The sequence below is a fragment of the Streptomyces hamibioticus genome, from assembly GCF_047946815.1.
Lineage (GTDB): Bacteria > Actinomycetota > Actinomycetes > Streptomycetales > Streptomycetaceae > Streptomyces.
In genome coordinates this window covers 5,263,096-5,278,840 of sequence record NZ_JBKKQY010000001.1, presented here as the reverse complement: position 1 = coordinate 5,278,840, position 15,745 = coordinate 5,263,096, and the positions used below count along the sequence as shown (strand labels likewise).

Here is a 15,745-nt window from a genome sequence, read left to right as displayed (position 1 = left end):
GCACATGGAACTGAGCAGACGCACGGTCATCGCGGGAGCCGCCGCGGCCGGGGTGGCCGCCGCCACCGCGGCGAGCGGCGGCACGGCACACGCCACGGGAGGCAGGAAGCCGGTGAGGGAACACTTCGGCACACTCGCCGACGGCACGCGGGTCCACCGCTGGTCGCTGGCGAACGGCGGCACGCGGATGAAGGTCCTGTCCTACGGCGGGATCGTCCAGTCCCTGGAGATCCCCGACCGCCGGGGCCGCTACGAGAACGTCTCGCTGGGCTTCGCCGACCTCGACGACTACGTGGCCTCCAGCCCGTACTTCGGCGCCCTGATCGGCCGGTACGGCAACCGCATCGGCAAGGGCCGCTTCACGCTGGACGGCACGGAGTACCGGCTCTCGGTCAACGACGGCGACAACAGCCTGCACGGTGGCGCACAGGGCTTCGACAAGCGGGTGTGGGACGTCGAGCCGTTCACGGCGGGCTCCGACGTCAGCCTGCGGCTGTCCTACACCAGCGCCGACGGCGAGATGGGCTACCCGGGCACGCTCCGGACCACGGTGACGTACACCCTCACCCGGCGCGGCGACTGGCGGATCGACTACGAGGCGACCACCGACAGGGCCACCGTCGTCAATCTCACCAGCCACGTCTACTGGAACCTGGCCGGCGAGGGCAGCGGCACCATCGAGGACCACGAGCTGTCGATCGCCGCGTCCCGCTACACGCCGACCGACGCGGGCCTGATCCCCACCGGCGAACTGGCGAAGGTCGCGGGCACGCCCTTCGACTTCCGCCGGGCCAAGCCGATCGGCCGGGACATCCGGGCCGGGCACCCGCAGCTGGTCACGGCCAAGGGCTTCGACCACAACTGGGTGCTGGACAAGGGCGTCACCGACCGTCCCGAGCACATCGCCACCCTCCGGGACCGCGCCTCCGGCCGCATCCTGCGCATCGCCACCGACCAGCCGGGCCTGCAGTTCTACTCGGGCAACTTCCTCGACGGCACGCTGACCGGCACCGGCGGCTCCGTCTACCGGCAGGGCGACGGGCTGTGCCTGGAGACCCAGCACTTCCCGGACTCGCCGAACCGGCCGGCGTTCCCCTCGACGGTGCTGCGCCCCGGGCAGACGTACCGGACGACGACGGTGCACTCGTTCGACGCGTGACGCCCCGAGCGACTCCGTAAACCACCGCCGTCACATTTTCCTCACATGGGCTGAACGGCGGTACGTCCGTCTCCGTACTGATGGGCGGCCCGCGCTCCCCCGCGCGGGCCGCCCAGAGACGGAGGTTCCCTTGGCCGGCAACGTCACCTCGCTGTTCCGCAGCACCGCGGCGCACAGCCCGTCGATGGCGGCGCTGACGCGGGAGAGCGACGGGGCCGGCCCGGTGGACTTCTGCATCCCCTGCAACCCGTACTTCCCCACGCAGGCGATGTTCGACGAGATGGCGGCCCGGCTGCGGGAGATCGTCACGTACTACCCGAGCGGCGCGGAGACCATCACGGCGGAGCTGAGCAGTCTGCTGCAGCTGCCGCCGCAGTGCGTGGCGATGGGCAACGGTTCCACGGAGCTGATCACCTGGCTGGACCATCTGCTGGTCCGCGAGTCCCTCGCCGTCCCCGTCCCCACCTTCGGCCGCTGGACCGACCAGCCGATGGAGACCGGCAAGCGGGTCGACATGTTCCCGCTCCAGGAGTCCGGCGGCTTCGCCCTCGACCTCGCGCAGTACGCCGAGTTCATCCGGGCCCGCGGCACCCGGGTCGCCGTCGTGTGCAACCCGAACAACCCCGACGGCGGCTATCTGCACAAGCACTCCGTGGTGCAGTTCATGGACGCGATGGCCGACCGGGACCTGGTGGTGATCGACGAGTCCTTCCTGGAGTTCGCCGACGCCGAGGCCGAACCGTCCGTCGTCCAGGAGGCCGTGCTGCGGCCCAACGTGATCGTCCTGCGCAGCCTCGGCAAGAACTTCGGGCTGCACGGCGTCCGCTTCGGCTACCTGGTCGCCAACCCGGCGCTGGCGGGCCGGGTGCGCGCCATGCTCCCCAAGTGGAACCTCAACTCCTTCGCCGAGCACGTGGTGTTCATGCTGCGCGACCACGGCGCCGAGTACGCGCAGAGCCTGGAACAGGTCCGCCGCGACCGCCTGGAGATGTCCGGCCGGCTGTCGGCGCTGCCCGGCCTGACCGTCTACCCCTCCCAGGGCAACTTCCTCTTCGTGCGCCTCCCCCTCGGCGCCGAAGGCACCGTGGTCCGGGACCGGATGCTCACCGAGCACCGGGTCCTGGTCCGCGAGTGCGGCAACAAGATCGGTTCGTCCAGTCGCTTCCTGCGTCTCGTGGTGCGCCCCCCGGTGGACGTGCGTCGCCTGGTGTCCGGCCTGGAAGAGGTGCTCTACGGGACGTCCAGGAGGGGAGCCGCCGTACCCGGGCCGGCTACCGGTACCGGTATCGGCTACAGCTCGGGTACGGCGGCGGTGGACCGCCTGGTGAGCGAGACCAACGGGGGCGGTGTGCGGGGGCTTGCCGCGCAGGCCGCCGGCGTCGGCGTCCCGGGTCCCGCCGCCGCCCCGGCCGCCGGCACCGGCATGCCGCTCCCCGCCGCCGTACCGGCCGCCTCCGCGGCCCCCGGCGCCGGGATGCCGCTGCCGGCGGCACAGCCGACACCGGCACCACAGCCCATGCCGGTGCCGGTCCCGACCCCGGGGCCGGTGGCGGCACCGGCCCAGACCGGGCCGACGCCGCCCGGCGTCCCGGCCCGCGGCGGTCTCACCGCGGCGCAGGTGCGCGGCACCAACGGCCTGGAAGCGGTCCCGGCGACGGGCCGGCCGGGCACCGCCCAGAGCTGGCCGGACGCGGCCGGGATGGGCCGGACCGGCTAGTACTCCAGAGCCGCGCTGTCTCCCTCGCGCCAGGTGGCGTACCAGGCGTACGCCGACTTCCGCGACACCCGTGACCTGCGGGCCGCCTTCGGCGGCCGTACGCGGTCGGACAGCCGCCCCCCGCATACCTCATGACGAGGATCGTGCACCGCCGGCGCCCGCTGTCACTTCACCCTTGCAACGACAGCGGCACCCAGCCGGCGGCCACGCCGAGTGACTCACTTCTCCTCGTGATGTCGCGCGGCAAGCTGCGCTTCCGCTGTTTCGAGTCGCGTCATGATCTCCGCACAGAGGGTCTCAAGCCTCGCTACTCGCTGGGCGAGTTCCTTGGGTTCCTCCGGCCCGCCGGCCTCGGTGCCGGGGTCCAGGATGTACGTCTCCCAGTACTCGTCGTGGAGTTGCAGGTGCCGGGCCATGCGGTCGTCACGTAGGTGCGCCCGGGCGGAGTGTGCGGCGGAACCGCATGGCCGCGCTCAGGCGGCTTTCCTCCATTCTTCCTGCAGGGAATCGTCGTCCTCTTCGGCGGGCGGACGTGCGGTGTTCTTCTCACGGGCCCGCAGCATCGCCCACGCGAGGGCGGACAGGCAGGTGAGGTACCACGGCACGGGCCAGGTGTACGGCCACCAGCCGGCTTGCGGGGTGGCGAGAACGTTGGTGGCGGCCGCCGCCATGCCGATGGCCAGGTTCCAGCACAGCATGCGGCCGGTGATCTGGACGGCGAGGGTGAGCCAGCGGTGAGCGGTGCGGTTCCGGTTGCGTGCGCGGCAGGCGGGCGTGACTGTGCTCGGGTCGGTCATCGAGGGGACGTCCTCTTGGGAATGGGCGGCTGCCACGGTTACGGCTGCGCTCGCCGGACGCCATAAGTGTGCATTCCACGAAGAGGGGCGCAAGGTGCGGTATGAGATGGGACGTTGCCGCCGAGGCCATTTTTCAGCCTGATCACATCAGGGCTAAATAGAACATACATCCTTAAATGGGTGCGGCCGGGGCGGCGTGTGGGTGACGCAAGACTGTCTTGAAGCGGCTGTCCGGCCTGCACATGCTGCGATGGATATGTCCGCACATATGACTTCGAGGCAGGTTGGCTGCTGTGCACGCGCTGTTCGGTGCTTCGGCGCGGTGCCGACACCCCGTTGTGGCTGTCCGTGGCGACCGTTGCTCTGCCGGCGCCCCCAAGCGTGCCGTTCCCGCGGCTGCTCAGGTCCACTGGCCGGCGTGCCTCTCCTTGCACGGTCGGCCGGATCCATCCCGGTGTCTGAGGCGGCGATGGAGTCAAGCGCACACCGCCATGGATGACGGGCGATCAGAGTCGGCGGCCACGGGGCCTTGGCTGGAAAGGGCCTGAAGCAGTCAGAGCGGTGCTCCGTCGGAAGTTCCCTTGCCCAACGCTGAGTTGATGGCCCATGGCCTGCGTGGTGCGCCGTAGTGGCGCTGGCGGGAAACGAGCGGTCCCTTGACTGTTGCCAGAGGGGTTCGCTTTGAGGAGCAGACGCCGGCCACCGGGTTCGTGGCACCGCCCCGGATGGCCGCGGCGAGCCTGCGGCGGACGTCCCTGAACTGCTCGCCCCAAAGGGCGCTTCTTTTACTGCTCCACCACACCCGCTGAGGCAACGCCGTGTCGTCATGGCTGCCTCGGGGTGTCCTTGCATCGATTCGAGGAAGCTCACATGACCCATGTGTTCCGCAGAGTCACGCGGCATGAGGCCGCCGACTCGGAGTACGAGTACCTGCCACCGCCGTCGCTGCGCCGGTGGCGACCGGTTGCCGTGGCGGTGACGCTGCTGATGGCGGCCGAGGCTGCCGTCGTGGTGGGGTCGACCGGCCAGTCCGTCGCCCTGCCGCACGAGCGGCCGGCGGCCGACGCCAAGGCGGCCAAGGATCTCGGCCCTGCCACTGCTGGGTCGGTGGCGGCTGCCCGCCTGAAGGCCAAGATCCAGAACCGGCGTATCGAGGCCACTGATGCGCGGTCGGAGACCTCCACCACATACGTCAACCCTGATGGCACGGTGACGGAGGAGGCGTATGCCGGCCCGATCCGTTTCAAGGGAGACGACGGTGCGTGGCACGGTGTCGACGCGTCGCTGACGCAGGCCGAGGACGGGTCGATCACGGCGAAGGGGCACCCTCACGGGCTGACGCTCGCGGGCAAGAAGGCCGCCCCGAAGGGCCTGAAAGCGGCCGGATCGAAGAGCACTGCGGCACCGGTGCCGCTGGTGACCATGGAGGACCGTGCGGGCCGGCAGATGCAGCTCGGCTGGTACGGCGCCCTGCCCACGCCCACCATCGAGGGTGCCGAGGACACGGTCGCCCGGTACGAGAATGTGCTTCCGGCCACCGACCTGCTGATCGAGTCGACGCGGACGGGTTACGAGCAGTTCCTTGAGCTGAAGGACCGCTCCGCCGTCGACGCCAACGGTCAGGTGACCTACAGCCTCAGGGCCAAGGGTCTGACCGCGAAGGCGCATGAGGACGGGGCGGTCACCTTCACCGACGCCAAGGGCAAGACGGCCGGCATCCTGCCGTCGCCGGTGATGTGGGACGCCCGTACCGACAAGAACTCCGGCGAGCACAGGCACACCGCCAAGGTCGGGGTGAAGGTCGCTCAGGACGGCGACACCATCACCCTCACGCTCACCCCGGACGCGAAGTTCCTGGCGGACGACAAGACGCAGTTCCCGGTCACCATCGACCCCACCCTCAACGTCGGCGCCAGCTTCGACACCTTCGTCCAGCAGGGCTACACCACCGACCAGTCCGCCGCGACCGAGCTGAAGATCGGCAACAACGGCTCCAGCCAGGTGGCCCGCTCCTTCCTGTCCTTCCCGATGAAGAACATCACCGGGAAGCAGATCACCGCGGCGAAGCTGAACCTGTACGAGTTCCACTCCTGGTCGTGTACGGCCAAGGGCTGGGACCTGTACAGCACCGGGGCCGCCTCGACGAGCACCCGCTGGACCAGCCAGCCCAACTGGGGCACAAAGTACGCGACCAGCACGCAGACCAAGGGCTACTCCAGCTCCTGCAACGACGGCTGGGTCAACATCGACGCCACCTCACTGGTGCAGGCATGGACGTCCAACGGCAACGCCACCAACCACCTGGGCCTGCGCGCCTCGGACGAGACCGACCCCTACGGCTGGAAGCGGTTCAACTCCGGCAACGCCGCCTCCAACGCACCGTATCTGTCGGTGACCTACAACTCCGTCCCCGAGGTCCCGACCCTGATAGCCCCGGCGGCCTCGGCCGCCACCAACGTCACCACCCCGACCCTGTCAGCCAAGGCGCTGGACGGCGACGGCTCGCAGGTCAAGTTCGACTTCGAGGTGTGGACGTCCAACGGCACCAGTGCACTGCGCACGGGCTCCAGCGGCTACGTCGCCTCCGGCGCGCAGGCGTCCTGGAAGCCGGGCACCGCCCTGCCGGCAGGCAGCTACAAATGGCGCGCCCGATCTACCGATGGCTCTGCGAACAGTGCCTGGTCCGGCTTCCGCACGCTCACGGTCGACACCACGGCACCGGCGACGACGAAGGTGTCCTCCACCGACTTCCCCGCCGGTCAGTGGTCCGGGACGCCGGACGGCAACGGTGACTTCACCGGCACGTTCACCTTCACCCCGCCGGCCAGCGATGTGAAGGAAGTCCAGTGGAACCTGGACGGCGGCACCTGGCAGTCGGCGGCCACCACGGGAGCGGCTGTCACCCGCAAGCCGGCCTTCCGCGCGGGCAAGCACACCCTGAACGCGCGCACCAAGGACGCGGCCGGCAACGTCTCCTCCAGCACCAGTTACACCTTCTACGCCGGCTCCGGCGCCGCGCTGCTCACCCCGGGTGACGGAGACCGTCCCGCCCGGCGTGCCGAGCTGACCGGTGAGGGCAAGGCCGGCGACACCGGGGTGCGCTACCAGTACCGCCGCGGCGAGGCCGACACCTGGAAGGACATCCCCGTCAAGGACGTCCGCCGCAAGGCCGACGGCTCCAGCCTGACGGCGTGGCCGGCGAAGGTCACCGCAGGCGGCGCCGAAGCGCTCATCTGGAACGTCACCGACACCTTCGGTGAGGACGGCCCGGTGGACGTCCGCGCGGTGTTCACCGACGGCAGCACCAGCGATGCCTCCCCGGCGAGCACGATCACGGTGGACCGCAACGCCGGTCAGGCCCCCAGCGAGGAGATCGGCCCGGGCAGCGTGAACACGCTCACGGGTGACTTCGGCTTGTCGGCCACCGACGCCTCCGGGTTCGGCCTGACCGCGGCCCGTACGTTCTCCTCCCGCCGCCCGGCGAACGGGGCGCAGCAGGAGGGGCAGGTAGCAATCTTCGGTCCGCAGTGGACCGCGGGCACCGTGGCCGAACTCTCCGACAGTGACTGGGCCTACGTCCGCAAGACCTCGGCCACCTCGGTGGCCGTCGTCGACGTGGACGGCGAGGAGACCGGCTTCACCGCCACCACGGGCGGCGGCTGGAAACCGGAGACGGGAGCTGAGGACCTCTCCCTGACCGGTTCGCTGACCGGTTCCTTCACGCTGAAGGACACCGAGGGCACCACGTCGGCGTTCACCAAGTTGGACCCCGCGGCCACCACTTGGCAGCTGTCGAGAACCTTCCTGCCCACGGAGAACTCCACCACGACCGTGATCTCGGAAAAGGTCACCGTGGACGGCAAGACCCTGGCCCGCCCCAAGTACGTGATCGCGCCTTCCTCCGCTGTCTCCGCAGCCACCTGCGCGGGCACGCCGTCGACCAAGGGCTGCCGGATCCTGGAGTACCAGTACGCCACCACGACCACCGCGAGCGGCAGCACGCTCGGTGACGTGGCCGGCCAGGTTACGCGGATCCGCATGTGGACCACCGCCCCGGGAGCGTCGACCTCCACCGCCACGGTCGTCTCCCAGTACACCTACGACAGCACCGGCCGCCTGCGCGAGCAGTGGGACCCGCGAATCTCCCCGGCGCTGAAGACGACCTACACCTACGACAGCGCCGGACGTGTGGTCACCATGACCCCGCCGGGCGAACTGCCCTGGACGTTCCAGTACGGCAAGGCCGGCGCCAACGCGGCAGCCGGTGACGGCATGCTGCTGGCGGTCGCCCGTCCGACGCTGAAGGCGGGAACCAAGGACGAGCAGGACGGCGGCAAGGCCACCACCTCTCTCGTCTACGATGTACCGCTGTCCGGTACCAAGGCCCCGAACCAGGTCTCGCCCGCCGATACCGCGAAGTGGGGCCAGACGGAGGCGCCGACGGACGCCACCGCCGTCTTCCCCGCCGACCAGGTGCCTGCCTCCCACACCGGCGGCGACCTGGGCGCTGCCGACTACGACAAGGCCACCATCACCTACACCAACGCCTCCGGCCGCGAGGCCAACACCGGCCTGCCCGGCCGGCACCTGACCGCCAAGCAGTACGACCGGTTCGGCAACACCGTCTTCGAGCTGACCGCCACCAACCTGGAACTCGCCCTGGGCAACGCGGACTACCAGGTCAACACCCAGAGCGAACTCGGCATCCTCGCCGACTCCCCGGCCGAACGCGCCCGCAAGCTCGCCACCGTCTCGGAGTACTCCGCCGACGGCAAACGCAAGCTGGAGGAATCCGGGCCGCTGCACCTGGTCACCCTGACCAAGGCCCTCAAGGGCGACGAGGACAGCCCCGACCTCCCGGCCGGAGTCCAGGTCGCCGCCCGCGAACACACCGTCAACCGCTACGACGAGGGACGGCCCACCGACGGCACCGCCACGGTCACCGACCAGATCACCACCACCCAGGTCGGCGCGGCGATCGACGGCTACCCCACCGACGGCGACGTACGCACCACCACCACCGCCTACGACTGGGCCAAGGGCCTGCCCACTAGCGAAGTCACCGACCCGGGCGGACTGAAGCTGACCAAGACCACCAGCTACGACGTCCAAGGCCGGATCACCAAGACGACCCTGCCCAAGTCCAACGGCGCCGACGCCGGCGCCACGGTGACCCGCTACTGGTCCGCCACCGGCACCGGCATCTGTGAAGGACGGCCGGAATGGGCCGACCTGGTCTGCACCACCGGCCCCGCCGGCAGAATCACCGGAGGCGGCTCCAACCCCGACGAACTGCCACTCACCACCACCGAGTACGACCGGTGGGGAAACCCGGCCAAGGTCACCGAAACCGCCAACGGTGTCACCCGCACCACGGAGAACACCTACGACACGGCCGGACGCCTGACCCAGACCAAGATCACGGGCGGCGCTGGCAACGCGATACCGGCACAGACCACCACCTACGAGCCGACCAACGGCTCAGTGGCGACCCTCACCAATGGCACCGCCACCATCCGCCGCACCACCGACCTCCTCGGTAGGGAGATCAGCTACGACGACGGCGCGGGCAACACCACCCGCACCCAGTACGACAACCGCGACCGCCGCATCCGCGTCACCGACTCGGTCCCCTCCACGGTCACCTATGACTACGACAGCCCCGCCGGCCTGCCGACCAGGGTCCACGACTCGGTCATGGGCACCATCGGTGACGTGACCGGCTTCTACGACTCCGACGGCCGTCTCTACAAGCAGAAGCTGCCGTGGAACATGGACGTCGAGTTCAACCTCGACCCCACCGGCACCGAAACCTCCCGTTACTGGCACTGGGAGTCCGGCTGGACCGTCCAGGGCGAGTCCACCAGCCAGAGCATCCACGACCAGGTCGTATCCCACAGCACCTACACCGGAGGCGGCGCCTACCGGGAGTACACCTACGACGCGGCGGGCCGCCTGACCAAGGTGGACGACTCCCAGGCGGGTGTCACCGCGCACCGCGCCTACGGCTTCGACGACAACACCAACCGCACCTCGCTGACCTCCACGGTCGACGATGTCGATGGAGGCAGTCCCACCACCAACACCGTCAACCACACCTACGACAGTGCCGACCGGCTGCTCAGCTCCGGCACCGTCTACGACGCCTTCGGCCGCACCACGGCACAGGCCGGTGGCGCCCAGTACGTCTACTACGCCAACGACCTTGTCCGCCAGATCACCGCCGACTCCAAGCGGACGACGTGGAACCTGGACGTGGCCGGACGTCTGGCCTCATGGAGCACCGAGGAACAGTCCGAGGACGGCACCTGGGGCACAGCCGCCACCAAGAGCAACCACTACGGCAACGACAGCGATAGCCCGGACTGGATCGCAGAAGGCAACGGCGCCATCAGCCGCAGCCTCGAAGACCTGACCGGAAACCTGATCGCCACCACCGGTGCGACCGGCGCAGTCACTCTGCAACTGGCCAACCTGCACGGCGACATCGGCACACAGATCCCGTTGGTGGACGACACCACTCCCGTGGTCAACACCTACGACGAGTACGGCAACCCCCTGCCGGGCACCGACCCCGCCCGCTACGGCTGGCTCGGTGGCAAGCAACGCTCCAGCGAAACCCCCAACGGCATCACTCTCATGGGTGTTCGCCTCTACGACCCCACCATCGGACGCTTCCTGACCGTCGACCCCATCGCGGGTGGCAACGCCAATGCCTACGAGTACGTGCACGCCGACCCGCTCAACCGCTACGACCTGGACGGCAGATGGAGCTGGGGAAAGAAGCAGTGGAACCGGTTCACGAACAAGATGACCCGTATAGGGCGTAACCCGAATTGGCGCTCCGTATACTTCTCCGGGAAAATGGCGCTCGGAGGAGTTGGGCTTGTCACTCCGTTCGGTCGCACAAAAACCGTGCGGAGGGCCTGGAAAGCTATACGGAACCCTAGAAAGACCATCAGGCGATGCGCCTCCTCAGGGGGCAGGTTTGCCGCCTGTGCGCTCGCGGGATGGGGCGCCCAAACCGTGATGAACGACTACCGGAACTGGAACCGCAATCGAAAGTTCCGAAACGAGTGGAATGACGCACTGACCCATTCAGGTCGCCGTTCCGTATGCAGGAGATATACCGGCAAGAATAGTTGCCGATAGCCAACCGGGCCGGTAGGGGGGCGAGTGTGACCCCCTACCGGCTCAGGGTGAAGGTCGCTCTAAGAGGTCCTAACAAAGGCGTTGGACGTGTCGGTGGGTGATGAGGCAGGTGGCGAGGCCGAGGAAGGCTTCGTGGATGTCGTCGCGTCGTTCCCAGCGGATGCGCAGGCGGCGGAAGCCGTGCAGCCAGGAAACGGTGCGTTCGACGACCCAGCGGAAGATGCCCAGGCCGGAGCCGTGGGGCTGGCCGCGTTCGGCGATCGCGGGCCGGATGCCTCGCTTCCGCAGCAGCCGCCGGTACTGGTCGTGGTCGTAGCCGCGGTCCGCGAAGAGCATGTCCGGCCGTCGCCGCGGCCTGCCGACGGCGCCGGCGACTGGTGGGACCTTGTCGAGCAGGGGCAGGAGCTGGGTGACGTCGTTGCGATTTCCGCCGGTCAGCGACACCGCGAGCGGGATGCCCTGCCCGTCGACAAGGACGTGGTGCTTGCTGCCCGGCCGTGCTCGGTCGACCGGGCTGGGACCGCTTTTGGGCCCCGGCGGGCCGCCCGCACATGGGAGGAGTCGATCACCGCCCTCGACCAGTCGAGCTTCTTCGCCGACCGCAGCTTCTTCAGCAAGACCAGATGCAGCTGCTCCCACACGCCGGCCTCATTCCACTCGGCCAGCCGCCGCCAACAGGTCATACCTGAGCCGAAGCCCAGTTCCTGCGGCAGGTACTCCCACTGGATCCCGGTGTGCAGCACGAACAGGATCCCGCACAACGCCTGCCGGTCCGGCACCCGCGGACGGCCCGCCACCAGCTTCGGCCCCGGCTCGGGCAGCAACGGCTCGATGAGCGACCACAGTTCGTCCGACACGATCCACGGCCGCGACTGACGCTTCCCCACGACCCGCCCAACGAGCAGACAAGCCGATGGTTACTTGATCAACAACTTCTGTTAGGACCTCTAAGGGAGTTTACTCATGGGTAAGTATAAACTGTCACCCCTCCTTTTCTTCCTTCCTTTCTTGCTGGTGAGTGGGATTGGAAATGTCCAAGAGGACGGCTGGTCCAGGCTGTGGGGTGCATGCGAGATCGCATTGAGTATCGCCGTAACGTTCTACACAATCAAAGGAATCAGGGACATCAGGAAGGAGAGGAGCGAGCAGACCTGAAGTTCTTCGGCAAGGGGAGCGGGGGCTACAGGTGCTGATCAGATCGAGCACTGGGTGGGCAGCGGCGCCCGACCTGGGTCCAGAAGTGGGTGGCCTGCCACCCCATGGGTGCGCCGGTCTCTGCGCGGCTGTGCCCTTTAGAAGTTGTTGTCTTTTCGATCTTGAGCGGTGTTCGTCGAACGGGAGTCTCGTTCGGGTGATCGCGGCCGGTGCTGGGCATGGGAACAGGGCCTCTTGGCAGCTCGGTGGGTGTCTACGCCAAGTCGTGCGCCAGGAGGCCCTGTTGTTGCAGTTGTATGCCACCGCGGGGGGGGCGGAGTCCACTTCGGCCACTCTCTCGCGTGTGACTGTCTGGCTCACCGGTTCGGAAACACCGCCGACAACCCGATGCGCGAGCGCCGGTATCCGTCGGACATGACACAGGAGGAGTGGGTTGCCGTCCGGCCGCTGCTGCCGGTGCCGGGCTGGATACGCGGCCGGGGAGGGCAGCCGGAGGCGTACTGCCACCGCGCGATGCTCGATGCCATCCGGTATCTCGTGGACAACGGCATCAAGTGGCGGGCGCCGACTCAGAAGGCACTTTCGCTTTTCCGGTCAGGATCCGGACACCGCAGCAAGTGAAACGCGCGGGCTAGGACCCGCCATCAGACGGGCGTCAGCCGCCACTGCTGGCAGGCGTTGTTCAGCCAGGTCCACTGCCGGACGTCGGCGGAGTCGGCAGTGGAGCAGTTCGCGACGTCGGCGACCTTGCCGGTGGCCTGGTTGACGATGCGGACGTGACCGCCGTCCGTGGCCAGGAACCGGAACCGCTGGCAGGTGTTGTCCAGCCAGGACCACTGGCGCAGCCCGGCCCCGTCGGCCGCGGAGCAGTCGGCCGTGTCGAGCGCCTTGCCGGAGGCCACGTTGACCAGGCGGTGGGTGTCGTCGCCGAGGTCCTCCAGACGCCATCGCTGGTTGGCGCCGCCGTGGCAGGTGTACTGGGCGACGTTCGCGCCGTCGGCGGCCGAACCGCCGGCGACGTCCAGGCACTTGCCGCTGTTGCGGTTGACGACCGTGTACGTCGTCGAGGCCGAGGACGGCTCCCCCGACGGCCCGGCGAGGGACGCGCCCAGCCGCACCGGGGTGCCCAGGTTCGGCGTCCCGTCGGCGTTCCAGGTGAACTTCTGCGCCCGTGCCGTCCGGCCGTTGTCGCAGCCGTCCGAGGCGGAGTCGTTGGCGTGGTACACGATCCAGCTCTCCCGGCCGTCCGGCGAGGTAAAGAAGCCGTTGTGCCCGGGCCCGTAGACGCCGTTGGCGTCACTGCGCTGGAAGAGGGGGACGGGCTTCTTCGTCCAGGAGGAGGCGGACGTGGGACTGGTGCCGGTCAGTTCCAGCTGCCCGAGTTTGTAGTCCGGCGTCCAGCAGCCGCTCGCCGAGTAGACCAGGAAGGTCCGGCCGCCCCGCTGAAGGATCTCCGGCCCCTCGTTGACCGGGGCACCCGAGCGCTCCCAGTCGTGCGTGGGCCTGGAGACGGTGGAGAACGAGGAGCTCACCGTGTACGGGTTCGACATCCGTGCCGCGACGATGTTCTGGGTCCCGTCGTGCGTGCTGCCGAAGAGGTACAGCTGCCCGCCGATGGTGGCCACCGTCGGGTCCAGCATCCAGGCGGAGTTGAGCTGTCCGCGGTAGGTGTAGGGCCCCATGGGGTCGGAGCCGGCGCTCTGCAGGACGTGGCTGCGCTGCGTGGGGTTGTAGTCGGCGACGTTCTGCCCGGCCACGTAGTACAGGTACCAGCGGCCGTCGATGAAGTGCAGCTCGGGCGCCCAGATGTTGCAGCACCGGGAGGCGGCGTCGCCCCGCCACACCTGCACGCTCGGGGCGGTGGCGAGCCCGGCGAGGGTGGGCGCCTTGCGGATGGTGATGACGTCGGTCCAGCTCGTCGACACCAGGTAGTAGTCGCCGTCGTGGTGGACGATCCAGGGGTCGGCCCCCTTGACCGCCTTGACGGGGTTGGCGAACGAGGCCGCGCTCGCCGACGGCTGCCCGAGCGAGAGGGCGAGCAGCAGCGCGGCCAGCAGGGTCAGTAGGCGACGGGCCATCCGCTGCTCCAGTCCAGGAGGTTGATGCCGAGCTTGGGCGTGCCGTTGTCGTTGCCGTCGTAGTAGTGGTAGACGATCAGGTCGCCGTCGACGTCCTTCATGACCGACTGGCCGCCGGGTCCGATGACGCTGCCGTGCGACTCCAGCACCGGCGTCCCGCCGTTGTTCATCATCGAGACGCCGTTGCGGTCGCGGTAGGGCCCGGTGACGCTGGTGGCGCGGCCCACCTTCACCTTGTAGGTGGAGCTGGTGCCCGCGCAGCAGGTGTCGTAGGAGGCGAAGAGGTAGTAGTAGCCGCCGCGCTTGACGACGAACGGGGCCTCCACGGCCTTGGTGCCGGTCGGGCGGGAGGCGAGGGAGTGACGGGTGCGGTCGGAGGCGTGCTGCTTGCCGGTGGACGGGTCGATGCGGATCATCTTGATGCCGGTCCACCAGCTGCCGAAGGACAGCCACCACTTGCCGTCGTCGTCGACGAAGAGGTTGGGGTCGATGGCGTTGTAGTCGCTGGAGGAACTGGACGTGTAGACGATCCCGTGGTCGGTCCAGCTGCCGGGCCGGCCGGTGGTGGAACCGGCGAGTCCGATGGCCGAGGTGTTCGAGCCGAACGACGAGACGGAGTAGTACATCAGGTACTTGCCGCCGTGGTACGAGATGTCCGGGGCCCAGGCCTCCGGGACCGACGAGTACCGCGACCACCAGCTCGGGCGCGAGGCGAAGGCGTCGGCGCCGGCCCGGAAGGCGATCCGGTCGGACGAGGTCTTGTGGGAGATGCCGCCGCCGGTGGCGTAGAGCAGGTACTCCCCCGACGAGGTGCGGATCATCGTCGGGTCGTGCGTGACGACGGACCCGGTGACCCGGCCGGGGTTCGGGTACGCCGAGGCCGTGGAGGGGATGAGGGCCAGCAGGGCGGCGGTGGGGAGGGCGATCAGAGTGGTGCGCTTGCGGAGAGTGCGGGAGGTGCGGCTCACGCGGGTCCTCCTTGCGGGGATGGGGTTCACTGTCCGATATTTCGGACAGAGCTCGCAAGTTCGAACGAACGGACCGTAGAATCGAACCCTTTGCGCGTCAATGGTTTACGCAGCAACAGCGGTCAGCGACGGGCACCGAAGAGGGGCAGACATCCCGGTACGTCGACCTCCGCGCGAACGGTCTTGCCCGGCTGCGGCTCGCGGTCCAGCACCTCCCACCGGTCGGCGAGCGCCTCGACCAGGACCAGTCCGCGGCCGCGCTCGTCCAGGAGGTGGGGCGGCCGTACGTCTCCGGGCTTGGGGGGTCGCGCGTCGGTGCGGGTGTCGCTGACCTCGATGCGGATGCTGCCCGTGGGGAGTGACAGCCGTAGTTCGAAGCCCCGCCCGGGCACGCGGCCGTGGGTCACGGCGTTGGCGGCCAGCTCGGTGACGATCACGGCGACGGCCTCCGAGGTGTCACTGCCGTGCGGGATGCCCCAGGCGTGGAGCTGGGTCAGGGCGAGGCGCCGGGCCAGGCGGGCGCCGCGCGGGGTGGCGCTGAGGCGCTGGGTGAACACACGTACGGTAACCGGCCATTGAGGGGTGTGCGGTGGGGTCATGCGGCCAATGTGGCTGTGTCCGGTGGCGGTTTACCAGGTAGGCGGCGCGTACGCTGCGCGAGCGTACGCGGTGACGGGCTGGACGGTACTCGTCACCGGCCGTGACCATGGCGGCGGGAG

The 15,745-nt window shown here is 68.9% G+C and carries 10 protein-coding genes; 4 read left to right on the top strand and 6 right to left on the bottom strand.

What is annotated here, in order from left to right; all coding sequences use genetic code 11:
• Nucleotides 1–4: 4 nt before the first annotated feature.
• Complete coding sequence (locus ACLGIH_RS23815) at nucleotides 5–1,159, top strand: aldose epimerase family protein (RefSeq protein ID WP_416527305.1); 1,155 nt, start codon at nucleotides 5–7, stop codon at nucleotides 1,157–1,159.
• Between the two features lie 130 nt (nucleotides 1,160–1,289).
• The gene (locus ACLGIH_RS23810) at nucleotides 1,290–2,876 is read left to right on the top strand and encodes a pyridoxal phosphate-dependent aminotransferase (protein ID WP_416527304.1); all 1,587 of its coding nucleotides are present in this window, start codon (nucleotides 1,290–1,292) and stop codon (nucleotides 2,874–2,876) included.
• 218 nt (nucleotides 2,877–3,094) lie between these two features.
• Here the strand turns inward: ACLGIH_RS23810 and ACLGIH_RS23805 are convergent, their stop codons facing one another.
• Entirely contained in the window at nucleotides 3,095–3,292 is a 198-nt protein-coding gene (locus ACLGIH_RS23805; protein WP_416527303.1) for a hypothetical protein, read from the bottom strand.
• Between the two features lie 57 nt (nucleotides 3,293–3,349).
• Nucleotides 3,350–3,673, bottom strand: a complete 324-nt coding sequence (locus ACLGIH_RS23800) for a hypothetical protein (RefSeq protein ID WP_416527302.1) — start codon at nucleotides 3,671–3,673, stop codon at nucleotides 3,350–3,352.
• A gap of 870 nt (nucleotides 3,674–4,543) precedes the next feature.
• On the opposite strand from ACLGIH_RS23800, the gene ACLGIH_RS23795 reads away from it, so the two are divergent.
• A complete protein-coding gene (locus ACLGIH_RS23795) occupies nucleotides 4,544–10,825 on the top strand; it encodes a DNRLRE domain-containing protein (RefSeq protein ID WP_416527301.1) in 6,282 nt (2,093 codons plus the stop codon).
• A gap of 69 nt (nucleotides 10,826–10,894) precedes the next feature.
• On the opposite strand, the gene ACLGIH_RS23790 is transcribed toward ACLGIH_RS23795, so the two are convergent.
• Nucleotides 10,895–11,712, bottom strand: a protein-coding gene (locus ACLGIH_RS23790) for an IS5 family transposase (RefSeq protein WP_416527300.1) whose coding sequence is annotated in 2 segments (ribosomal slippage) — nucleotides 10,895–11,361 and nucleotides 11,361–11,712 — 819 coding nt in all. Because the reading frame shifts where the segments join, the coding sequence is not laid out codon by codon here.
• A 682-nt stretch (nucleotides 11,713–12,394) separates the two neighbouring features.
• Between ACLGIH_RS23790 and ACLGIH_RS23785 the strand changes: the two genes are divergently transcribed.
• Nucleotides 12,395–12,601, top strand: coding sequence for a transposase (locus ACLGIH_RS23785; protein WP_416527299.1), 207 nt, complete (start codon nucleotides 12,395–12,397; stop codon nucleotides 12,599–12,601).
• A gap of 23 nt (nucleotides 12,602–12,624) precedes the next feature.
• On the opposite strand, the gene ACLGIH_RS23780 is transcribed toward ACLGIH_RS23785, so the two are convergent.
• From ACLGIH_RS23780 to ACLGIH_RS23770, 3 genes are all read right to left on the bottom strand, one after another.
• Complete coding sequence (locus ACLGIH_RS23780; RefSeq protein ID WP_416527298.1) at nucleotides 12,625–14,058, bottom strand: family 43 glycosylhydrolase; 1,434 nt, start codon at nucleotides 14,056–14,058, stop codon at nucleotides 12,625–12,627.
• On the bottom strand, nucleotides 14,040–15,026 hold the full coding sequence (locus ACLGIH_RS23775) for an arabinan endo-1,5-alpha-L-arabinosidase (RefSeq protein WP_416527297.1): 987 nt from the start codon (nucleotides 15,024–15,026) through the stop codon (nucleotides 14,040–14,042). Before ACLGIH_RS23775 ends, ACLGIH_RS23780 begins: the two co-directional genes overlap by 19 nt.
• Before the next feature lie 122 nt (nucleotides 15,027–15,148).
• Nucleotides 15,149–15,625, bottom strand: coding sequence for an ATP-binding protein (locus tag ACLGIH_RS23770; RefSeq protein WP_416527296.1), 477 nt, complete (start codon nucleotides 15,623–15,625; stop codon nucleotides 15,149–15,151).
• Nucleotides 15,626–15,745: the final 120 nt, after the last annotated feature.